General features: G+C 50.0%; 13 protein-coding genes. 11 read left to right on the top strand and 2 right to left on the bottom strand.

Going from position 1 to position 17581, the window contains the following annotated elements; all coding sequences use genetic code 11:
* The first annotated feature begins 50 nt into the window (after positions 1-50).
* The 7 genes from rplM (at position 51) to LVQ76_RS06955 (ending at position 5973) form a co-directional block, all read left to right on the top strand.
* Positions 51-479 carry a 50S ribosomal protein L13 gene (rplM, locus tag LVQ76_RS06985; protein WP_232921278.1) on the top strand — a complete coding sequence of 143 codons (429 nt, stop codon included), beginning with the start codon at positions 51-53 and terminating at the stop codon, positions 477-479.
* Between the two features lie 14 nt (positions 480-493).
* On the top strand, positions 494-886 hold the full coding sequence (rpsI, locus tag LVQ76_RS06980; RefSeq protein ID WP_034459799.1) for a 30S ribosomal protein S9: 393 nt from the start codon (positions 494-496) through the stop codon (positions 884-886).
* A gap of 320 nt (positions 887-1206) precedes the next feature.
* The gene (gene sspA, locus LVQ76_RS06975) at positions 1207-1848 is read left to right on the top strand and encodes a stringent starvation protein SspA (protein ID WP_034498882.1); all 642 of its coding nucleotides are present in this window, start codon (positions 1207-1209) and stop codon (positions 1846-1848) included.
* 3 nt (positions 1849-1851) lie between these two features.
* The gene (gene sspB, locus LVQ76_RS06970; RefSeq protein WP_151992961.1) at positions 1852-2349 is read left to right on the top strand and encodes a ClpXP protease specificity-enhancing factor; all 498 of its coding nucleotides are present in this window, start codon (positions 1852-1854) and stop codon (positions 2347-2349) included.
* Positions 2350-2520: 171 nt separating this feature from the next.
* On the top strand, positions 2521-3303 hold the full coding sequence (locus LVQ76_RS06965; RefSeq protein ID WP_151992962.1) for a transcriptional regulator NanR: 783 nt from the start codon (positions 2521-2523) through the stop codon (positions 3301-3303).
* 180 nt (positions 3304-3483) lie between these two features.
* Positions 3484-4383, top strand: a complete 900-nt coding sequence (nanA, locus tag LVQ76_RS06960) for an N-acetylneuraminate lyase (RefSeq protein ID WP_232866307.1) — start codon at positions 3484-3486, stop codon at positions 4381-4383.
* A 90-nt stretch (positions 4384-4473) separates the two neighbouring features.
* The gene (locus tag LVQ76_RS06955) at positions 4474-5973 is read left to right on the top strand and encodes an MFS transporter (RefSeq protein ID WP_232866305.1); all 1500 of its coding nucleotides are present in this window, start codon (positions 4474-4476) and stop codon (positions 5971-5973) included.
* Between the two features lie 97 nt (positions 5974-6070).
* Here LVQ76_RS06955 and LVQ76_RS06950 read toward each other — a convergent pair whose 3' ends face one another.
* Entirely contained in the window at positions 6071-7489 is a 1419-nt protein-coding gene (locus LVQ76_RS06950) for a glutamate synthase small subunit (protein ID WP_232904450.1), read from the bottom strand.
* 9 nt (positions 7490-7498) lie between these two features.
* Entirely contained in the window at positions 7499-11956 is a 4458-nt protein-coding gene (gene gltB / locus LVQ76_RS06945) for a glutamate synthase large subunit (protein ID WP_232921277.1), read from the bottom strand.
* A gap of 680 nt (positions 11957-12636) precedes the next feature.
* Between gltB and mnmL the strand changes: the two genes are divergently transcribed.
* The 4 genes from mnmL to mtgA all read left to right on the top strand — a co-directional run bounded on the left by mnmL (position 12637) and on the right by mtgA (position 17580).
* Complete coding sequence (mnmL, locus tag LVQ76_RS06940; RefSeq protein ID WP_232866301.1) at positions 12637-13569, top strand: tRNA modification radical SAM protein MnmL/YtqA; 933 nt, start codon at positions 12637-12639, stop codon at positions 13567-13569.
* A gap of 50 nt (positions 13570-13619) precedes the next feature.
* Complete coding sequence (gene arcB / locus LVQ76_RS06935; protein WP_232921276.1) at positions 13620-15968, top strand: aerobic respiration two-component sensor histidine kinase ArcB; 2349 nt, start codon at positions 13620-13622, stop codon at positions 15966-15968.
* A gap of 233 nt (positions 15969-16201) precedes the next feature.
* On the top strand, positions 16202-16855 hold the full coding sequence (gene elbB / locus LVQ76_RS06930) for an isoprenoid biosynthesis glyoxalase ElbB (protein ID WP_232921275.1): 654 nt from the start codon (positions 16202-16204) through the stop codon (positions 16853-16855).
* On the top strand, positions 16852-17580 hold the full coding sequence (gene mtgA, locus LVQ76_RS06925) for a monofunctional biosynthetic peptidoglycan transglycosylase (RefSeq protein ID WP_232866295.1): 729 nt from the start codon (positions 16852-16854) through the stop codon (positions 17578-17580). Before elbB ends, mtgA begins: the two co-directional genes overlap by 4 nt.
* Position 17581: the final 1 nt, after the last annotated feature.

Here is a 17581-nt window from a genome sequence, read left to right as displayed (position 1 = left end):
AAACGTTTGGGTGAACACCTACGTGTAACTATATATTGGGTAAGCTTTTAATGAAAACTTTTACAGCTAAACCAGAAACCGTACAGCGCGACTGGTTCGTTGTTGACGCTGACGGTAAGACCTTAGGTCGTCTGGCTACTGAATTGGCTAGCCGTCTGCGCGGTAAGCACAAAGCGGAATACACTCCGCACGTTGATACTGGTGATTACATCATCGTTCTGAACGCAGACAAAGTTGCTGTAACCGGCAACAAGCGTACTGACAAAGTGTATTACCGCCACACCGGCTACGTCGGTGGTATCAAACAAGCGACCTTTGAAGAGATGATTGCTCGCCATCCTGAGCGTGTGATTGAAATCGCGGTTAAAGGCATGCTGCCAAAGGGCCCGCTGGGCCGTGCTATGTTCCGTAAACTGAAAGTTTACGCGGGCACCGAGCACAACCACGCGGCACAGCAACCGCAAGTTCTGGACATTTAATCGGGATTATGGCAATGGCTGAAAATCAATACTACGGCACTGGTCGCCGCAAAAGTTCTGCAGCTCGCGTTTTTATCAAACCGGGCAGCGGTAAAATCATCATCAACCAACGTTCTCTGGAACAGTACTTCGGTCGTGAAACTGCCCGCATGGTAGTTCGTCAGCCGCTGGAATTGGTTGATATGGTTGAGAAATTCGATCTGTACATCACTGTTAAAGGTGGTGGTACTTCTGGTCAGGCTGGTGCGATCCGTCACGGTATCACCCGCGCTCTGATGGAGTACGACGAGTCCCTGCGTGGCGAACTGCGTAAAGCTGGTTTCGTTACTCGTGATGCTCGTGAAGTTGAACGTAAGAAAGTCGGTCTGCGTAAAGCACGTCGTCGTCCTCAGTTCTCCAAACGTTAATTGTCCTCTGCTTTTGCAGAATACAATTTGCGAAAAAACCCGGTCTTGTACCGGGTTTTTTTATGCCTGAAAATTATATTTAGTGTTGCTAACTTTTTGATAGCACTAGCTTTTCATTCAAAATCCAGATCCGTCCCCCACAAAACCCGTAAAATCTGGTAAACTATCAACCAATTTTCTGCCCTCATGTCGGCATCAGTTTGTTTTCGCCTTGTTTTCTGGCAACTGGTGGTGTTCCGGCGTCGTTGGGTATCAAACGGTCAGGTTAGTTGCCGCTTGCGGCTATTAGCAGTAATTTTCTGATAAACTTGGAGGTTTTCATGGCTGTCGCTGCCAACAAACGTTCGGTGATGACGCTGTTTTCCGGTCCTACTGACATCTATAGCCACCAGGTGCGTATCGTACTGGCTGAAAAAGGTGTTAGCGTTGAAATTGAGCATGTGGAAACGGATAACCTGCCTCAGGATCTGATTGACCTCAACCCAAATCACAGCGTACCGACCCTGGTTGACCGCGAACTTACCCTGTGGGAATCCCGCATCATCATGGAATATCTTGATGAGCGTTTCCCGCACCCACCATTAATGCCGGTTTATCCGGTTGCACGTGGTGAAAGTCGCCTGTACATGCATCGTATCCAGAAAGACTGGTATTCACTGATGCACATCGTGATGAACGGTTCTGCTCAAGAAGCTGATGCTGCACGTAAGCAATTACGTGAAGAACTGCTGGCCATCGCACCTGTATTTACTCAGAAACCGTTCTTCCTGAGTGATGAATTCAGCCTGGTAGATTGCTACCTGGCACCGTTGCTGTGGCGTTTGCCGCAGATGGGTATTGAGTTGACAGGCGCGGGTTCTAAAGAGATGAAAGGTTATATGACTCGCGTGTTTGAGCGTGATTCATTCCTCGCTTCTTTGACCGAACCTGAGCGCGAAATGCGTCTTCAGACCCGGGGCTAATTGATGGAAATGTCGCAATTGTCACCACGTCGTCCGTATCTGCTTCGTGCTTTTTACGAGTGGCTACTGGATAACCAGCTCACACCGCACTTGGTTGTGGATGTGACATTGCCAGGCGTGCATGTGCCTATGGAATATGCACGTGACGGGCAAATTGTCCTCAATATCGCGCCGCGTGCGGTAGGAAACCTGGAGTTAGCCAACAGTGATGTGCGTTTTAATGCGCGTTTCGGTGGTGTGCCACGTCAGGTGTTTGTTCCTATGGCTGCGGTTCTGGCTATTTACGCGCGTGAAAATGGTGCTGGCACCATGTTCGAGCCGGAAGCCAGCTATGACGAAGATGGTGAAAGTCATAACGATAATGAGCAGCAACCATCGGATTCAGAAATGGTGATGCAGGTGATCGATGGCTCACGCCCCGATCATGATGAAGATGACGATGGTCCGGATGACGAACCCCCTCCACGTGGTGGCCGTCCGGCATTACGCGTAGTGAAGTAACTCGCGAAATCATGCCCGTCAAAGAGCAAATCGAAGCCAGTCTTATGACTGGCTTTTTATTGTCTTAAACAAGCCGACAGACTGCATCTTTACGTAAGACATGATTTGCTGTGTTATGATTCGGCTATATTATTTGCGATGCTTCTTCCATAAACGGCCGATTCTGACGCTATGAGTACATTTGACGAGCAACCACCTGAGACGACTGAAACCATCGGACATACGATGCGACGTCGCCCGCTTGCACGTAAAAAACTCTCTGAAATGGTGGAAGAAGAGCTTGAGCAAATGATTCGCAGACGAGAGTTTGCTGAAGGTGAACAACTGCCTTCCGAACGCGAACTTATGGCCTTTTTCAATGTTGGTCGTCCTTCAGTTCGTGAAGCACTGGCGGCACTTAAAAGAAAAGGTCTGGTGCAAATTAGTAACGGAGAGCGCGCTCGCGTTTCTCGTCCTTCTGCAGATACCATCATTGGTGAGTTGTCTGGTGTAGCAAAAGATTTCCTTTCGCGCCCAGGCGGGATTGCGCACTTTGAACAACTGCGCATGTTCTTTGAATCTAGCCTGGTTCGCTATGCCGCTGAGTTTGCCACAGACGAGCAAATTGCTCGGCTTGGAAAAGCGCTGGAGATGAACAACCAGGCCCTGGATGATAACGATCTGTTTATTCGATCCGATATCGAATTCCACCGGGAATTAGCGGAGATCCCTGATAATCCGATCTTTATGGCAGTACATGTCGCATTGCTAGACTGGTTGATTGCGGCACGCCCAACGGTTTCTCAGGACGTTCTTCATGCTCACAACAATATTAGCTATCAACAGCACATTGAGATTTATAACGCGATTCAGGCTCGTGATCCTGATGCTGCTGACGCGGCATTAAAAGCTCATTTGAAAAGCGTATTCGCCTCCTACTATCCCACGCCGCGCAAACGCACTTCCAAAAAGTAGCCAATTTTAATCTGAGATCCCTCGCACGAATTTTTAGTACGTCTCATTAGCCATCATAATTTCATATGACCAAGATCGCATCCTGAGCGCTTAGTGATGTGGTGTTTACTTTTTGATCTGGTATAACAGGTATAAAGGTATATCGTTATGTTAAGAAACCAGACAACAATAGAGGCGTATATGACACAGAATCTTCGCGGTGTGATGCCCGCACTGCTTACTCCATTCAATAAGCAACAACAGGTAGATACCGACAGCTTGCGCCGTCTGGTTCGTTTCAATATTGAGCAGGGTATTGATGGTATCTACGTAGGTGGTTCGACCGGAGAGGCCTTTCTACAAAGTGCACAGGAACGTGAGCAAGTGCTGGAAATCGTTGCTGAAGAAGCCAGAGGGAAAGTAACTCTGATTGCGCACGTAGGCAGTATCAGTACTCATGAGAGCCAGGTGCTGGCGAGTGCCGCACACCGCTACGGTTTTGATGCTGTCTCTGCCGTAACACCATTCTATTATCCGTTTAGTTTCAATGAACATTGCGATCACTACCGCGCAGTAATTGATGCATCTGACGGTTTGCCAATGGTGGTTTACAACATACCTGCATTAAGTGGCGTGAAACTCACTCTCGAGCAAATTGATACCTTAATCAATTTACCGGGTGTGGGAGCATTAAAACAGACTTCTGGCGATCTCTACCAAATGGAACAGATCCGTCGCGCTCATCCGGATCTTGTGCTCTACAACGGCTATGACGAGATCTTCGCATCTGGGCTGGTTGCAGGAGCCGATGGTGGGATTGGTAGTACTTACAACGTAATGGGGTGGCGCTACCAGGCAATTAAGCAAGCGGTTCAGAGCGGGGATATGCAACGTGCCAGCCTGCTTCAAAGTGAATGTAATAAAGTTATTGATGTACTGATTAAAGTGGGTGTTTTCCGTGGACTGAAAACTTTACTGCATTACATGGATGTTGTTGCTGTACCGCTGTGTCGCAAACCATTCTCGCCAGTGGAAGAGCATTATCTGCCAGAGCTTAAAGCACTCGCAGTCCAGCTTCAGGAAGAACGTGCAGCGTTCTGAATGACATAAATAAACCATGGTGCTGTAAACCATACCTAATCAGACCCAACAAAAGGACGGGTTTTAACGAACTCGTACCGGGAGTGCTTTATGAACAACACTGCCCAACGGATCCCGTGGTATCGCCATTTGACTAAGCCGCAATGGAAAGCATTTTCAGCTGCCTGGATTGGCTACTTATTGGATGGTTTTGATTTTGTCTTGATAGCATTAGTACTAACTGAAATTCAAAGTGAATTTGGCCTGACAACTGTTCAGGCGGCGAGCTTGATCTCTGCGGCCTTTATCTCGCGCTGGTTTGGTGGCCTGGTTCTAGGTGCAATGGGCGATCGTTATGGTCGCAAGCTTGCGATGATAACCAGCATCGTGTTGTTTTCGTTCGGTACGCTGGCGTGTGGCTTTGCTCCGGGTTTTACGACGATGTTTCTTGCTCGTCTGCTGATTGGCATGGGGATGGCTGGCGAATATGGGTCTAGTGCCACCTATGTCATCGAAAGCTGGCCGAAACATATGCGTAATAAGGCGAGTGGCTTTCTTATCTCAGGCTTCTCTGTAGGAGCAGTGATTGCAGCTCAAGTATATAGCGTTGTGGTACCGGCATGGGGCTGGCGTGCGCTGTTCTTCATCGGCATTTTGCCTATTATCTTTGCGCTCTGGCTGCGTAAAAATATTCCGGAAGCAGAAGACTGGAAAGAGAAGTTTGCTGATACAAAACCAACCAAAACCATGGTGGATATTTTGTACCGCGGCGAGCATCGGTTTATTAATATTGGCTTGACAGTTGTCGTCGCAACGGCGCTTTACTTCTGCTTTGCCGGTAACCTTGGCAACGCGGTACTTATTGCTGTACTGGGTTTGATATGTGCTGCGGTGTTCATCAGCTTTATGGTGCAAAGCAGCGGTAAGCGCTGGCCAACAGGTGTCACACTGATGGTCGTGGTGTTCTTTGCCTTCCTTTATTCATGGCCTATTCAGGCATTGTTACCAACATATCTGAAAACTGAGCTGGCCTACGACCCAAAAACCGTTGCACATATTCTGTTCTTTAGCGGTTTTGGTGCTGCAGTTGGTTGCTGCGTAGGTGGTTTCCTCGGTGATTGGTTAGGAACACGCAAAGCTTATGTCTGCAGCCTCCTGGCGTCGCAATTATTGATTATTCCGGTATTTGCCATCGGTGGCGGTAACATTTGGGTGCTGGGTCTGCTGTTGTTCTTACAGCAGATGTTGGGGCAAGGGATCGCGGGGATTTTACCAAAACTGATTGGTGGTTATTTCGATACCGAACAGCGTGCCGCGGGTCTGGGCTTTACCTATAACGTTGGTGCGCTGGGTGGTGCACTGGCTCCGATAATTGGCGCCACTATCGCTCAGCGTCTCGATTTAGGTACTGCACTGGCGTCGCTCTCATTCAGCCTGACATTTGTAGTCATTCTGTTGATTGGCCTGGATATGCCATCACGGATCCAGCGCTGGATTCACCCTGAAGCAGTACGGACTCACGATGCCATAGATGGGAAGCCGTTTAGTGGGGCTGGTGTTGTTAAAGAAGGGGCGGTTAAGGGGCCGATGATGCACAAAGCAGTGAAATAAAGCAGTCTGATAAAACATAAAAAGCCCGGTGATTTTCATATCACCGGGCTTTTCGTATTGATAAGTCAGGTAAGCGAATAGCTACCTGACAGACAAATTACACTTCGAGGAAGTTTAGGATCCCGTCAGCCGCTTTACGGCCTTCAGCAATCGCTGTAACCACCAAGTCGGAACCACGAACGGCGTCACCGCCAGCAAAGATTTTCGGGTTGCTGGTCTGGAATGGATTATCGCTACCTTCCGGTGCCAGAATACGGCCCTGGCTGTCCAGCTCAACGCTGTGTTTTTCCAGCCACTGCATGGCATGTGGGCGGAAACCAAACGCCATAATCACCGCATCGGCAGGCACTACGTGCTCGGAACCCGCAACGATTTCCGGGCGACGGCGGCCATTGGCATCCGGTGCACCCAGTTCAGTACGAGCCACTTTCACACCCGATACGCGACCGTTGCCATTCACTTCGACACCCAGTGGCTGCACGTTGAACTGGAACTCGACTCCTTCTTCACGCGCGTTTTTCACTTCGCGTTTAGAACCCGGCATGTTCTCTTCATCACGGCGGTAAGCACAGATGACGTGCGTTGCACCCTGGCGAATAGAACTACGTACGCAGTCCATCGCGGTATCACCACCGCCAAGCACCACAACGCGTTTGCCTTCCATATTCACATACGGCTCTTCTGGCGAGTCGCCGAAGCCCATGATCTTTTTGGTATTAGCGATGAGGAACGGCAGTGCGTCGAATACGCCTGTCGCATCTTCATTCTCTAAACCACCGCGCATTGACTGATAAGTGCCAACACCCAGGAACACGGAATCATACTCTTTCAGCAGCTCGTCGATCTGAACGTCACGGCCCACTTCAGTGTTCAGCTTGAATTCGATGCCCATGCCACTGAAGATCTCGCGACGTTTGGTCATCACTTCTTTTTCCAGCTTGAACGCTGGAATACCGAAGGTCAGCAGGCCACCAATTTCTGGGTGACGGTCATAAACCACAGCTTTCACACCGTTACGTGCCAGCACATCAGCACATGCCAGCCCAGCAGGGCCAGCACCGATGATAGCAACACGTTTGCCGGTTTGCTTAACGCCCGTCAGGTCTGGTTTCCAGCCCATCTCAATCGCTTTATCGTTGATATAGCGCTCGATGTTACCGATGGTGACAGCACCAAACTCGTCGTTCAGCGTACAAGAACCTTCGCAAAGACGGTCTTGTGGGCAAACTCGGCCACACACTTCCGGCAGGCTGTTTGTCTGGTGAGACAGTTCAGCCGCTTCAATAATGCGCCCTTCGTTGGCAAGCTTCAGCCAGTTTGGAATGTAGTTATGAACCGGGCATTTCCATTCACAGTACGGGTTGCCGCAAGACAAGCAGCGGTCTGCCTGTGCTTTGGCCTGGCCTTCTGAGAACGGCTCGTAAATTTCCACAAATTCAATTTTACGGATCTTGAGCGGTTTCTTTGGCGGATCAACGCGCTGTAAGTCGATAAATTGATAAACGTTTTGACTCATCGTGACCTCTTACTGCGCCTGCACCCGCAGCTCAGCTGCGGAACGACTGCGGTGACCCAACAATGCTTTAACATCACTGGACTTCGGTTTAACCAACGTGAATTTTGAGGCAAATTCCGGCCAGTTAGCCAGTATTTCTTCGCCGCGCTGGGAACCCGTCAGTTGCACATGCTCGGTAATCATCCCGCGCAGGTGTTCTTCGTGAATAGCCAGCTCATCAACGTTGAGCAGTTCAACCAACTCAGGGTTAACGCGTTTACGGAAATCACCATCTTCATCAAGCACGTATGCGAAACCACCGGTCATACCTGCACCAAAGTTCACGCCCGTCTTGCCGATGACACAGACAATACCGCCAGTCATGTATTCACAACCGTTATCGCCAATGCCTTCTACAACGGTAATCGCACCGGAGTTACGCACAGCGAAACGCTCACCCGCACGACCTGCAGCATAAAGTTTGCCGCCTGTTGCACCGTACAAGCAGGTGTTGCCTATGATGGTTGCTTCGTGGCTGCGGAAGAATGAACCGACCGGAGGACGCAGTGAGATCAAACCGCCAGCCATACCTTTACCGACATAGTCGTTGGCATCGCCAGTAAGGTGTAACTCAACGCCACCGGCGTTCCATACACCAAAGCTTTGCCCGGCTGTACCGCTGAAATGCGCTTTAATCGGATCCGCTGCAAGCCCCTGGTCGCCATTGTGCTGTGCAATATAACCAGACAATGTGGCACCGACTGAACGGTCAGTGTTGCGGATATCAAACCAGAACGTTTTGCTCTGCTTGTCATCCACATACTGCTTCGCCTGAGCGAGCAGTTGAGCATTCAGGTCACCTTTATCAAATGGTGGGTTCGTTTCGGTCCAGTAGACTGCTTTGCCCGGCATAGGCTCAGCTGTTTTCAGCAGATTCGACAGATCCAGGTTTTGTTGTTTGGCAGTGAAACCGTCCAGCTCTTTGAGCAAGTCAGTACGGCCAATCAAGTCAACCAGGCGCTTCACGCCTAACTGCGCCATCAACTCACGCGTTTCACGGGCAATAAATTCAAAGTAGTTTGTCACTTTGAATGGCAGGCCGTGATAGTGGTTTTTACGCAGTTTTTCATCCTGAGTTGCAACACCGGTTGCGCAGTTGTTCAGGTGGCAAATACGCAGGTATTTACAACCCAATGCAACCATTGGACCAGTACCGAAACCAAAGCTTTCTGCGCCAAGAATCGCGGCTTTGATAATGTCTAAGCCAGTTTTCAGGCCGCCATCAACTTGCAGGCGAATCTTATGACGCAGGCCGTTCGCAACCAGTGCCTGTTGTGTCTCCACCAGACCCAGTTCCCATGGGCAGCCAGCATATTTCACTGATGACAGTGGGCTTGCACCTGTACCACCGTCGTAACCGGCGATAGTAATCAGGTCGGCATAAGCTTTTGCCACACCCGTTGCGATGGTGCCAACGCCTGGTTCGGAAACCAGTTTGACGGAGATCATTGCTTTAGGGTTGACCTGTTTCAGGTCGAAAATCAGCTGCGCCAGGTCTTCGATAGAGTAAATATCGTGGTGCGGCGGAGGTGAAATCAGCGTAACGCCAGGTACGGAATAACGCAGTTTTGCGATATACGGCGTGACTTTATCACCCGGTAACTGACCACCTTCGCCAGGCTTAGCACCCTGAGCGACTTTAATCTGGATAACATCAGCGTTCACCAGGTAAGCCGGGGTCACACCGAAGCGGCCAGAAGCCACCTGTTTGATACGCGACACTTTATTGGTGCCATAACGCGCAGGATCTTCGCCACCTTCACCGGAGTTGGAATTGCCACCGATGCTGTTCATTGCTTCTGCCAGCGACTCGTGTGCTTCCGGGCTTAACGCACCGATAGACATCGCCGCGGTATCAAAGCGTTTGTACAACTCAGTTGCTGGTTCAACGTCTTCAATACGAACGGTTTCGCCTTGCGGATCCAGAGTAAGCATATCGCGCAGCGTTGCCACCGGACGCTCGTTCACCAGCTTCGCGTATTCTTGATAATCTTTGTACTCGCCGCTGTTTACGGCTTTTTGCAGCGTCTGAACCACGTCAGGGTTGTAAGCGTGATATTCGCCACCGTGGACGTATTTGAGTTGACCACCCTGATCCAAAGGTTTACGAGCTAACCACGCGCGCTTGGACAGGTTCAGCAAATCTTGCTGGAAGTCATTAAAGCCTGCGCCACCAATACGGCTGACAACGCCCTGGAAGCACAGCTCAGAAACTTCTTTATGCAGGCCGACCGCTTCAAACAGTTTCGAGCAACGATAAGAGGCGATAGTCGAGATGCCCATTTTGGACATGATCTTGTACAGCCCTTTGTTGATGCCGTTGCGGTAGTTCTGCATCACTTCACGGTACGGTTTTTCGATAGCCGTGCTGTCGACTAACTTCGCCAGTGTTTCGTAGGCGAGGTATGGATAGATCGCCGTTGCGCCAAAACCGAGTAGAACAGCGAAGTGGTGCGGGTCACGCGCACTTGCCGTTTCGACGATAATGTTCGCATCGCAACGCAGATTTTTCTCGACCAGGCGAGTCTGTATCGCGCCAACCGCCATCGGAGCCGGAACTGGCAGGCGATCTTTCGCGATGTTACGGTCAGACAGCACCAGCAAAACGGTGCCGTTGCGAACCATGCGTTCAGCTTCGTCGCACAGTGCATTGACGGTTTCGTGTAGCGACTGGGTGGATGCATCGTAAGTGATGTCCAGCGTGTCAGCGCGGTAATGCTCTTCTTCAAGCGTTGTCAGCTGCTGGAAATCAGACCACAACAGAATTGGCGATTTGAAACTCAGGCGGTGTGCCTGGCCTTCTGCTTCACAGAAGACGTTCATTTCACGGCCAATGCTGGTTGCCAGTGACATAACGTGCGCTTCACGCAGCGGGTCGATTGGCGGGTTAGTTACCTGCGCAAACTGCTGACGGAAGTAGTCATAAATGATGCGTGGCTGGCTAGAAAGTACGGCAAACGGGGTATCGTCACCCATTGAACCCACAGCTTCCTGGCCATTCTCACCCAGCACACGAATCACCGAATCCAGCTCTTCTACGCTGTAGTTAAACTGTTTCTGGAAGCTTGCGAGGGTATCGTCATCCATTTCACGGGAGCCAACTTCTTCGTCCGGCAAATCTTCAAACGGCACCAGGCGACGGACGTTGTTTTCCATCCACTCTTTATACGGGTGGCGACTCTTCAAATCGGCATCGGTTTCAGCTGAATGCAGAATTCGGCCAATACGCGTATCGATAACCATCAACTCGCCAGGACCGACACGGCCTTTCTCGATGACTTCGTCAGGCTGGTAATCCCAGATCCCAACTTCAGAAGCACAAGTGATCAGCTTATCTTTAGTGATGACGTAGCGTGCTGGACGCAGACCGTTACGGTCCAGGTTACAAGCCGCATAGCGACCATCGGACATAACGATACCGGCCGGGCCATCCCATGGCTCCATATGCATGGAGTTAAAGTCGAAGAAGGCGCGCAACTCTGGGTCCATGTTCGGGTTGTTCTGCCAGGCTGGTGGAACCAGTAAACGCATGGCGCGAACGATGTCCATACCGCCAGCTAATAGCAGCTCGAGCATGTTATCCATGGAGCTTGAGTCGGAACCGGTTTCGTTCACGAATGGTGCTGCGTCATGCAAGTCCGGAATCAATGGAGTCTGGAACTTGTAGGTACGGGCGCGTGCCCACTGGCGGTTACCGGTGATGGTGTTGATTTCACCGTTGTGCGCCAGGTAGCGGAACGGCTGAGCCAGCGGCCAGCGTGGCACTGTGTTGGTGGAGAAACGTTGGTGGAACAGGCAAATAGCTGATTCCAGGCGTAAGTCCGCCAGGTCCAGGTAAAAGCGCGGCAAGTCTGCCGGCATACACAGACCTTTATAGATGTTAACCAGGTTGGAGAGACTACAAACGTAGAATTCTTTATCCTGGATGCGTTTCTCAATGCGGCGACGGGCGATAAACAGGCGACGTTCCATATCACGTGGGCGCCAGCCAGCCGGAGCATTAACAAAAATTTGTTCGATGCGAGGTTTTGAGGAGAGGGCGATTTCACCGAGTACGTCTTCATTGGTTGGCACTTCGCGCCAGCCGACAATCGACAAGGTCTCGTTTTGCAACTCTTCTTCAACGATGCGGCGGCTTGCACTTGCCAGCGCGTCGTCTTTGTTTAAGAAAATCATGCCTACCGCATAATTTTTTGCCAAACGCCAACCACGTTCTTCCGCAACGATTCGGAAGAAACGGTCAGGTTTTTGCAACAGCAGGCCACAACCATCACCGGTTTTACCATCGGCGAGGATTGCTCCACGGTGCTGCATTCGGGCCAGTGCGTGAATAGCAGTACGCACTACCTTGTGGCTAGGTTCGCCTTCTATGTGGGCGATCAGGCCGAAACCACAGTTATCCTTCTCAAGGGATTTATCGTACAACATATCAGTGAACCTCCCCAGGCTCTACGTGATTCCCGATACCGTTTGCGTCCAGACGCAACAAGGGCATGGCGACGGGGTTTGCGAATCTACGCTTACCGCGTGTGTCGCCCTCTTGATGTCTAACGCATCCGGTTTCACAAGTGTTGAGGACTTGCTTTAGAGGGAATCTAAATTACTGCATAAATATGATGGGCACAGAACCCATCCAGAAAGCTTCCAGCGGATTTCCAAGTTATCGGGAAAGCGCACACAGGTCAAATGGCATTCTTATTTATACGATTATGTGCTAAATGGTATTTAACATCATGAATGTAAACATTTTATTATCATTTTTATCGTATTTAAGCGGCAGGGGAATCGCTTGGGTATTGTGATCTCTCTCACTATCTGGCGGGCTGCAAAATTCCAGACCGTGCTGGCAATGTCTAAGTTGGCAGGATCTTGTGCTATCAATGCGGGTTAGCGTGTTGTATGACACTGTTTTTCACAAGGTCACATATTCTTTAAAAATAGGGAGTCAACATAAGGAAAAGTAATCATCTTTTGCGTGCGTAAACTTGCACTAATTTTGCATTGTTATGCAATGGATAAAGCTGCGCCAAAGCGATTGATCCAGGTCATCGCTAAATTGGGCAGATAATGGCAGGCTACGTCCCTTTTACAGGGCGGCCCATCAGATTATGCAGTTACAAAAATTAGTCAATATGTTTGGTGGCGATCTTCAGCGTCGTTATGGCCATAAGGTCCATAAACTCGTGCTGCATGGCGGTTTCAGTTGCCCAAACCGCGACGGCACCATTGGGCGTGGGGGGTGTACTTTTTGCAATGTTGCCTCTTTTGCCGATGAAACCCAACAAAACCACTCTATCGCCGACCAACTGGAGCGCCAATCACAGTTAGTGAATCGTGCTCAACATTATCTGGCCTATTTCCAGGCGTACACCAGCACATGGGCTGAAGTTCAGGTTCTACGTTCGATGTACCAACAAGCGGTCAGCAAGGCCAGTATCGTTGGTTTATGCGTGGGGACTCGTCCTGACTGCGTACCGGATAGTGTGCTGGATCTGTTAAGTGAGTATCACGATAAAGGCTACGAAGTTTGGCTGGAGTTAGGTTTACAGACGGCTCATGACAAAACATTGCATCGTATTAATCGTGGGCATGATTTTGCCTGTTACCAGGAAACCACACGCCGAGCACGAGCACGTGGGTTGAAAGTTTGCAGTCATCTTATTGTCGGCTTGCCGGGTGAAACGAAATCACACTCCATGGAGACGCTGGAAAAAGTCGTTGAGACAGGCGTGGACGGTATCAAACTCCACCCATTGCATATCGTCAACGGCAGCACGATGGCCAAAAGCTGGCAGGCAGGACGCTTGCAGGCGATTGAATTAGAAGAGTATGCGACAACGGCCGGTGAAATGATTCGCCATACCCCGCTTGATGTCGTGTTCCACCGAATTTCGGCTAACGCTCGGCAACCAACCCTGTTGGCACCACTGTGGTGTGAGAATCGTTGGGCCGGGATGGGCGCTATCGATAAGTATCTGACTGAGCATGGCACACAAGGTTCGGCGATAGGTACACCATGGAGCCCGGCAATTCTGTTGTAATCCCTAAGCGTGCGGTATATTTAGCTGATTGATGACGAGGGAAACGTTCCATGAAGCAAATCCGGTTACTGGCGCAATATTACGTTGATTTGATGGTGAAGCTCGGATTAGTGCGCTTCTCTTTGTTACTGGCCTCAGCCCTGGTGGTGTTGGCTATCGTGGTACAAATGGCCGTGACGATGTTATTACGCGGCCAGGTTGAAAGTATTGATGTCGTCCGTTCTATCTTCTTTGGCCTGCTAATTACTCCCTGGGCCGTCTATTTCCTTTCTGTGGTGGTTGAGCAACTTGAAGAGTCGCGCCAGCGGCTTTCTAAGCTTGTGCAAAAACTCGAGGAGATGCGCGAACGAGATCTAAAACTCAATGTGCAGCTCAAAGACAATATTGCCCAACTGAACCAGGAAATCGCCGACCGCGTTAAAGCGGAAGATGAACGCCAGACGATGCTGGAGCAACTTAAAGTTGAGATGCAGGAACGTGAAGAGACGCAACTACAGCTTGAGCAGCAATCGTCGTTTTTACGCTCATTTCTCGACGCATCTCCTGACCTTGTTTTTTATCGTAATGAAGACAAAGAGTTTTCCGGTTGTAACCGTGCGATGGAACTGTTGACGGGCAAAAGCGAAAAACAGCTGATTAGCCTGAAACCGGAAGATGTTTATTCGCCAGAAGCGGCGCAGAAGGTTATCGAAACCGACGAGAAAGTATTCCGTCATAATGTTTCCCTCACCTACGAACAATGGCTGGATTACCCTGATGGGCGTAAAGCCTGTTTTGAAATCCGTAAAGTTCCCTACTACGACCGTGTCGGCAAACGCCATGGCTTGATGGGCTTTGGTCGCGATATTACTGAGCGTAAGCGTTATCAGGATGCGCTTGAGCGCGCCAGCCGTGACAAAACTACCTTCATTTCTACGATCAGCCACGAACTACGTACACCGTTGAACGGTATAGTCGGTTTAAGCCGTATCTTGCTTGATACCGAGCTCAATCCTGAACAAACGAACTACCTTAAAACCATCCACGTATCCGCGATTACGCTTGGTAATATTTTCAACGATATCATTGATATGGATAAGCTTGAGCGCCGTAAGGTTCAGCTTGATAACCAACCGATTGATTTCACCAGCTTCCTTGCTGATCTTGAAAACCTCTCCGGCTTGCAGGCGCAGCAAAAGGGGCTGACGCTCGAAATGAACCCAACCTTGCCGTTGCCGCATAAAGTGGTGACGGACGGTACGCGTTTGCGCCAGATTCTCTGGAACCTGATTAGCAATGCGGTGAAGTTTACGCCGAAAGGCGGACTGGTGGCGGTTCGTGTGCGTTATGAAGAAGAAAATACGCTGCGCTTTGAAGTGCAGGATTCCGGCATTGGTATTCCTCAGGATGAGCAGGACAAGATCTTCGCCATGTATTATCAGGTGAAAGATAGCCACGGTGGTAAACCAGCAACCGGTACGGGGATTGGTCTTGCGGTATCGCGCCGTCTGGCTAAGAGCATGGGTGGCGATATTACCGTTAGCAGTAAGCCGGGTGAAGGCTCTCTGTTTACCCTGACTATTCAGGCACCGCGTGTGGCGGATGAAGTTGAAGATACCCTCGAAGACGACGAAATGCCGCTGCCAGCGTTGCACGTGTTGCTGGTGGAAGACATTGAGCTCAACGTGATTGTTGCACGCTCGGTGCTTGAGAAGCTCGGTAATAGCGTAGATGTCGCAATGACGGGCAAAGAGGCGTTAGAAAAATTCACCCCAGGAGAATATGACCTGGTGCTGTTGGATATTCAGTTGCCTGATATGACGGGGCTGGATATTTCCCGTCAGCTGACAACGCGTTACGCCCGCGAAGATTTACCACCGCTGGTGGCCTTGACGGCTAACGTATTGAAAGATAAAAAAGAGTATCTGGATGCTGGCATGGATGACGTGCTGAGCAAACCACTCGCAGTTCCGGCGTTGATGGCGATGATCCAAAAATTCTGGGACAACCAAAAGTCAGAGTCTGAAAAGGAGTCTCCAATGTCTCAAGTTAATAGTGAAAAGCAACAAGCCTTGCTCGATATTCCGATGCTTGAGCAGTACATGGACTTAGTAGGACCAAAACTGATTACTGATGGACTGGCGATGTTTGAAAAAATGATGCCGGGTTACCTGAGTGTGCTGGATTCCAATATGACCGCTCGCGACCAGAAAGGTGTGGTGGAAGAAGGCCATAAAATTAAAGGTGCTGCGGGTTCTATTGGGCTACGCCATTTGCAGCAAGTTGCTCAGCAAATTCAGTCGCCGGACTTACCAGCATGGTCAGAAAATGTGGGTGAGTGGATTGAAGAATTGAAGCAGGAATGGCAACACGATGTTGATGTTCTGAAAGCCTGGGTTGCGAACGCCCCCAAAAAATGACCCCGGATAAACCGGGGTGCGCGAATTCTGCGCCAACACCAGGGAAAAGCCCGGTTGCGCCGTAAGTTATAAGTTTTTATCCAGTCGGCGCAGCCGATAATCTCGTATGCTGCTCAGGCATTAAGATAGCAAATCTTAAATGATTTGTTACGTGAATCAGTAAAATGTGTGAAGCATAGCGATCAAATCATAATAACTGATGATAATTATCGCATGATCAATAGGAATGGCGAATGAAGAAGATTGGTGTGGTGCTTAGTGGCAGTGGGGTTTACGACGGTAGCGAGATTCAAGAAGCTGTTATAACTCTATTGGCAATCGCTCGCTCTGGCGCTGAAGCTGTTTGTTTTGCACCTGATAAACCTCAAGCAGATGTTATTAATCACCTGACTAATAATAAGTCTAATGAGCATCGTAATGTACTGGTTGAAGCTGCTCGAATTACCCGTGGGGCTATTACCCCTCTGGAGCAGGCCGATGCCAACGAACTGGATGCGTTGATTGTTCCGGGTGGCTTTGGCGCGGCAAAAAATCTGTGCGATTTTGCCAGTAATGGGAGTGAGTGCCAGATTGATGGCGATTTACGCCGCCTTGCCAGGGATTGTCACGCGCAGGGTAAGCCTCTTGGTTTTATCTGTATTGCTCCTGTGATGTTGCCAAAGATTCTTGATGTACCAGTGCGTTTGACCATTGGCACGGATATCGACACCGCAGAAATCGTTGAAGAGATGGGGGCAGAACATGTCCCTTGCCCGGTGGATGATATCGTGGTTGATGAAGAGCAAAAAGTAGTGACTACGCCAGCTTATATGTTGGCAACACGTATTGATGAAGCCGCATTGGGCATCGAGAAACTGGTCGCTCGCGTTGTGGATATGACTGCATGAAGAAAGGGCGAATTGCGCTCTTGAGTACCCTGAAGCGCTGGTTGTTGCGCGGTGTACTGGCTTTCGCTGGAGTCTGGCTGGCGGGGATTATTCTGTTTAGCTTTTTGCCTGTGCCGTTTTCAGCCGTAATGGTAGAGCGGCAGCTCAGCGCCTGGTTTAGCGGTGATTTTGGTTACGTCGCTCACTCGGATTGGGTGAGCATGGATGAGATCTCACCATTGATGGGGCTTGCAGTTATTGCGGCAGAAGACCAGAAATTTCCCGACCACTGGGGGTTTGACGTTAATGCTATCGAAAAGGCCATTGCCCATAATGAACGTAATGAAAATCGCGTTCGCGGCGCATCGACACTTTCTCAGCAAACTGCCAAGAACTTGTTTTTATGGGATGGACGTAGCTATGTCCGTAAAGGTCTTGAGGCTGGGTTAACGCTGGGAATGGAAGCCGTCTGGACTAAACGCCGCATTCTCACGGTTTATCTAAATATCGCGGAATTTGGCGAGGGGATTTTTGGTGTCGAAGCCGCTTCACAGCGCTATTTCCACAAACCAGCAAGCCGTCTGACGGCATCAGAAGCGGCATTACTGGCTGCTGTATTGCCCAATCCGATTCGCTTTAAAGCGAATGCACCTTCTGGCTATGTACGCCAGCGGCAGCAATGGATATTGCGCCAGATGCGCCAGTTGGGTGGCGAGTCATTCATGGCGCACAATGAGCTGAAGTAAA

Origin of the sequence: Buttiauxella cochleicola (genome assembly GCF_021283185.1) — a bacterium.
GTDB lineage: Bacteria > Pseudomonadota > Gammaproteobacteria > Enterobacterales > Enterobacteriaceae > Buttiauxella > Buttiauxella massiliensis.
Note: the sequence above shows the minus strand (reverse complement) of the source record. Positions and strands in the feature narration are given on the sequence as shown.

Bases quoted from the DNA above. Each gene is read 5' to 3' on its own strand.
- nanA (WP_232866307.1), top strand. From the start codon at position 3,484: ATGACACAGAATCTTCGCGGTGTGATGCCCGCACTGCTTACTCCATTC.
- arcB (WP_232921276.1), top strand. From the start codon at position 13,620: ATGAAGCAAATCCGGTTACTGGCGCAATATTACGTTGATTTGATGGTG.
- rplM (WP_232921278.1), top strand. From the start codon at position 51: ATGAAAACTTTTACAGCTAAACCAGAAACCGTACAGCGCGACTGGTTC.
- LVQ76_RS06950 (WP_232904450.1), bottom strand. From the start codon at position 7,489: ATGAGTCAAAACGTTTATCAATTTATCGACTTACAGCGCGTTGATCCG.
- LVQ76_RS06955 (WP_232866305.1), top strand. From the start codon at position 4,474: ATGAACAACACTGCCCAACGGATCCCGTGGTATCGCCATTTGACTAAG.
- mtgA (WP_232866295.1), top strand. From the start codon at position 16,852: ATGAAGAAAGGGCGAATTGCGCTCTTGAGTACCCTGAAGCGCTGGTTG.
- mnmL (WP_232866301.1), top strand. From the start codon at position 12,637: ATGCAGTTACAAAAATTAGTCAATATGTTTGGTGGCGATCTTCAGCGT.
- elbB (WP_232921275.1), top strand. From the start codon at position 16,202: ATGAAGAAGATTGGTGTGGTGCTTAGTGGCAGTGGGGTTTACGACGGT.
- sspB (WP_151992961.1), top strand. From the start codon at position 1,852: ATGGAAATGTCGCAATTGTCACCACGTCGTCCGTATCTGCTTCGTGCT.
- rpsI (WP_034459799.1), top strand. From the start codon at position 494: ATGGCTGAAAATCAATACTACGGCACTGGTCGCCGCAAAAGTTCTGCA.
- gltB (WP_232921277.1), bottom strand. From the start codon at position 11,956: ATGTTGTACGATAAATCCCTTGAGAAGGATAACTGTGGTTTCGGCCTG.
- LVQ76_RS06965 (WP_151992962.1), top strand. From the start codon at position 2,521: ATGAGTACATTTGACGAGCAACCACCTGAGACGACTGAAACCATCGGA.
- sspA (WP_034498882.1), top strand. From the start codon at position 1,207: ATGGCTGTCGCTGCCAACAAACGTTCGGTGATGACGCTGTTTTCCGGT.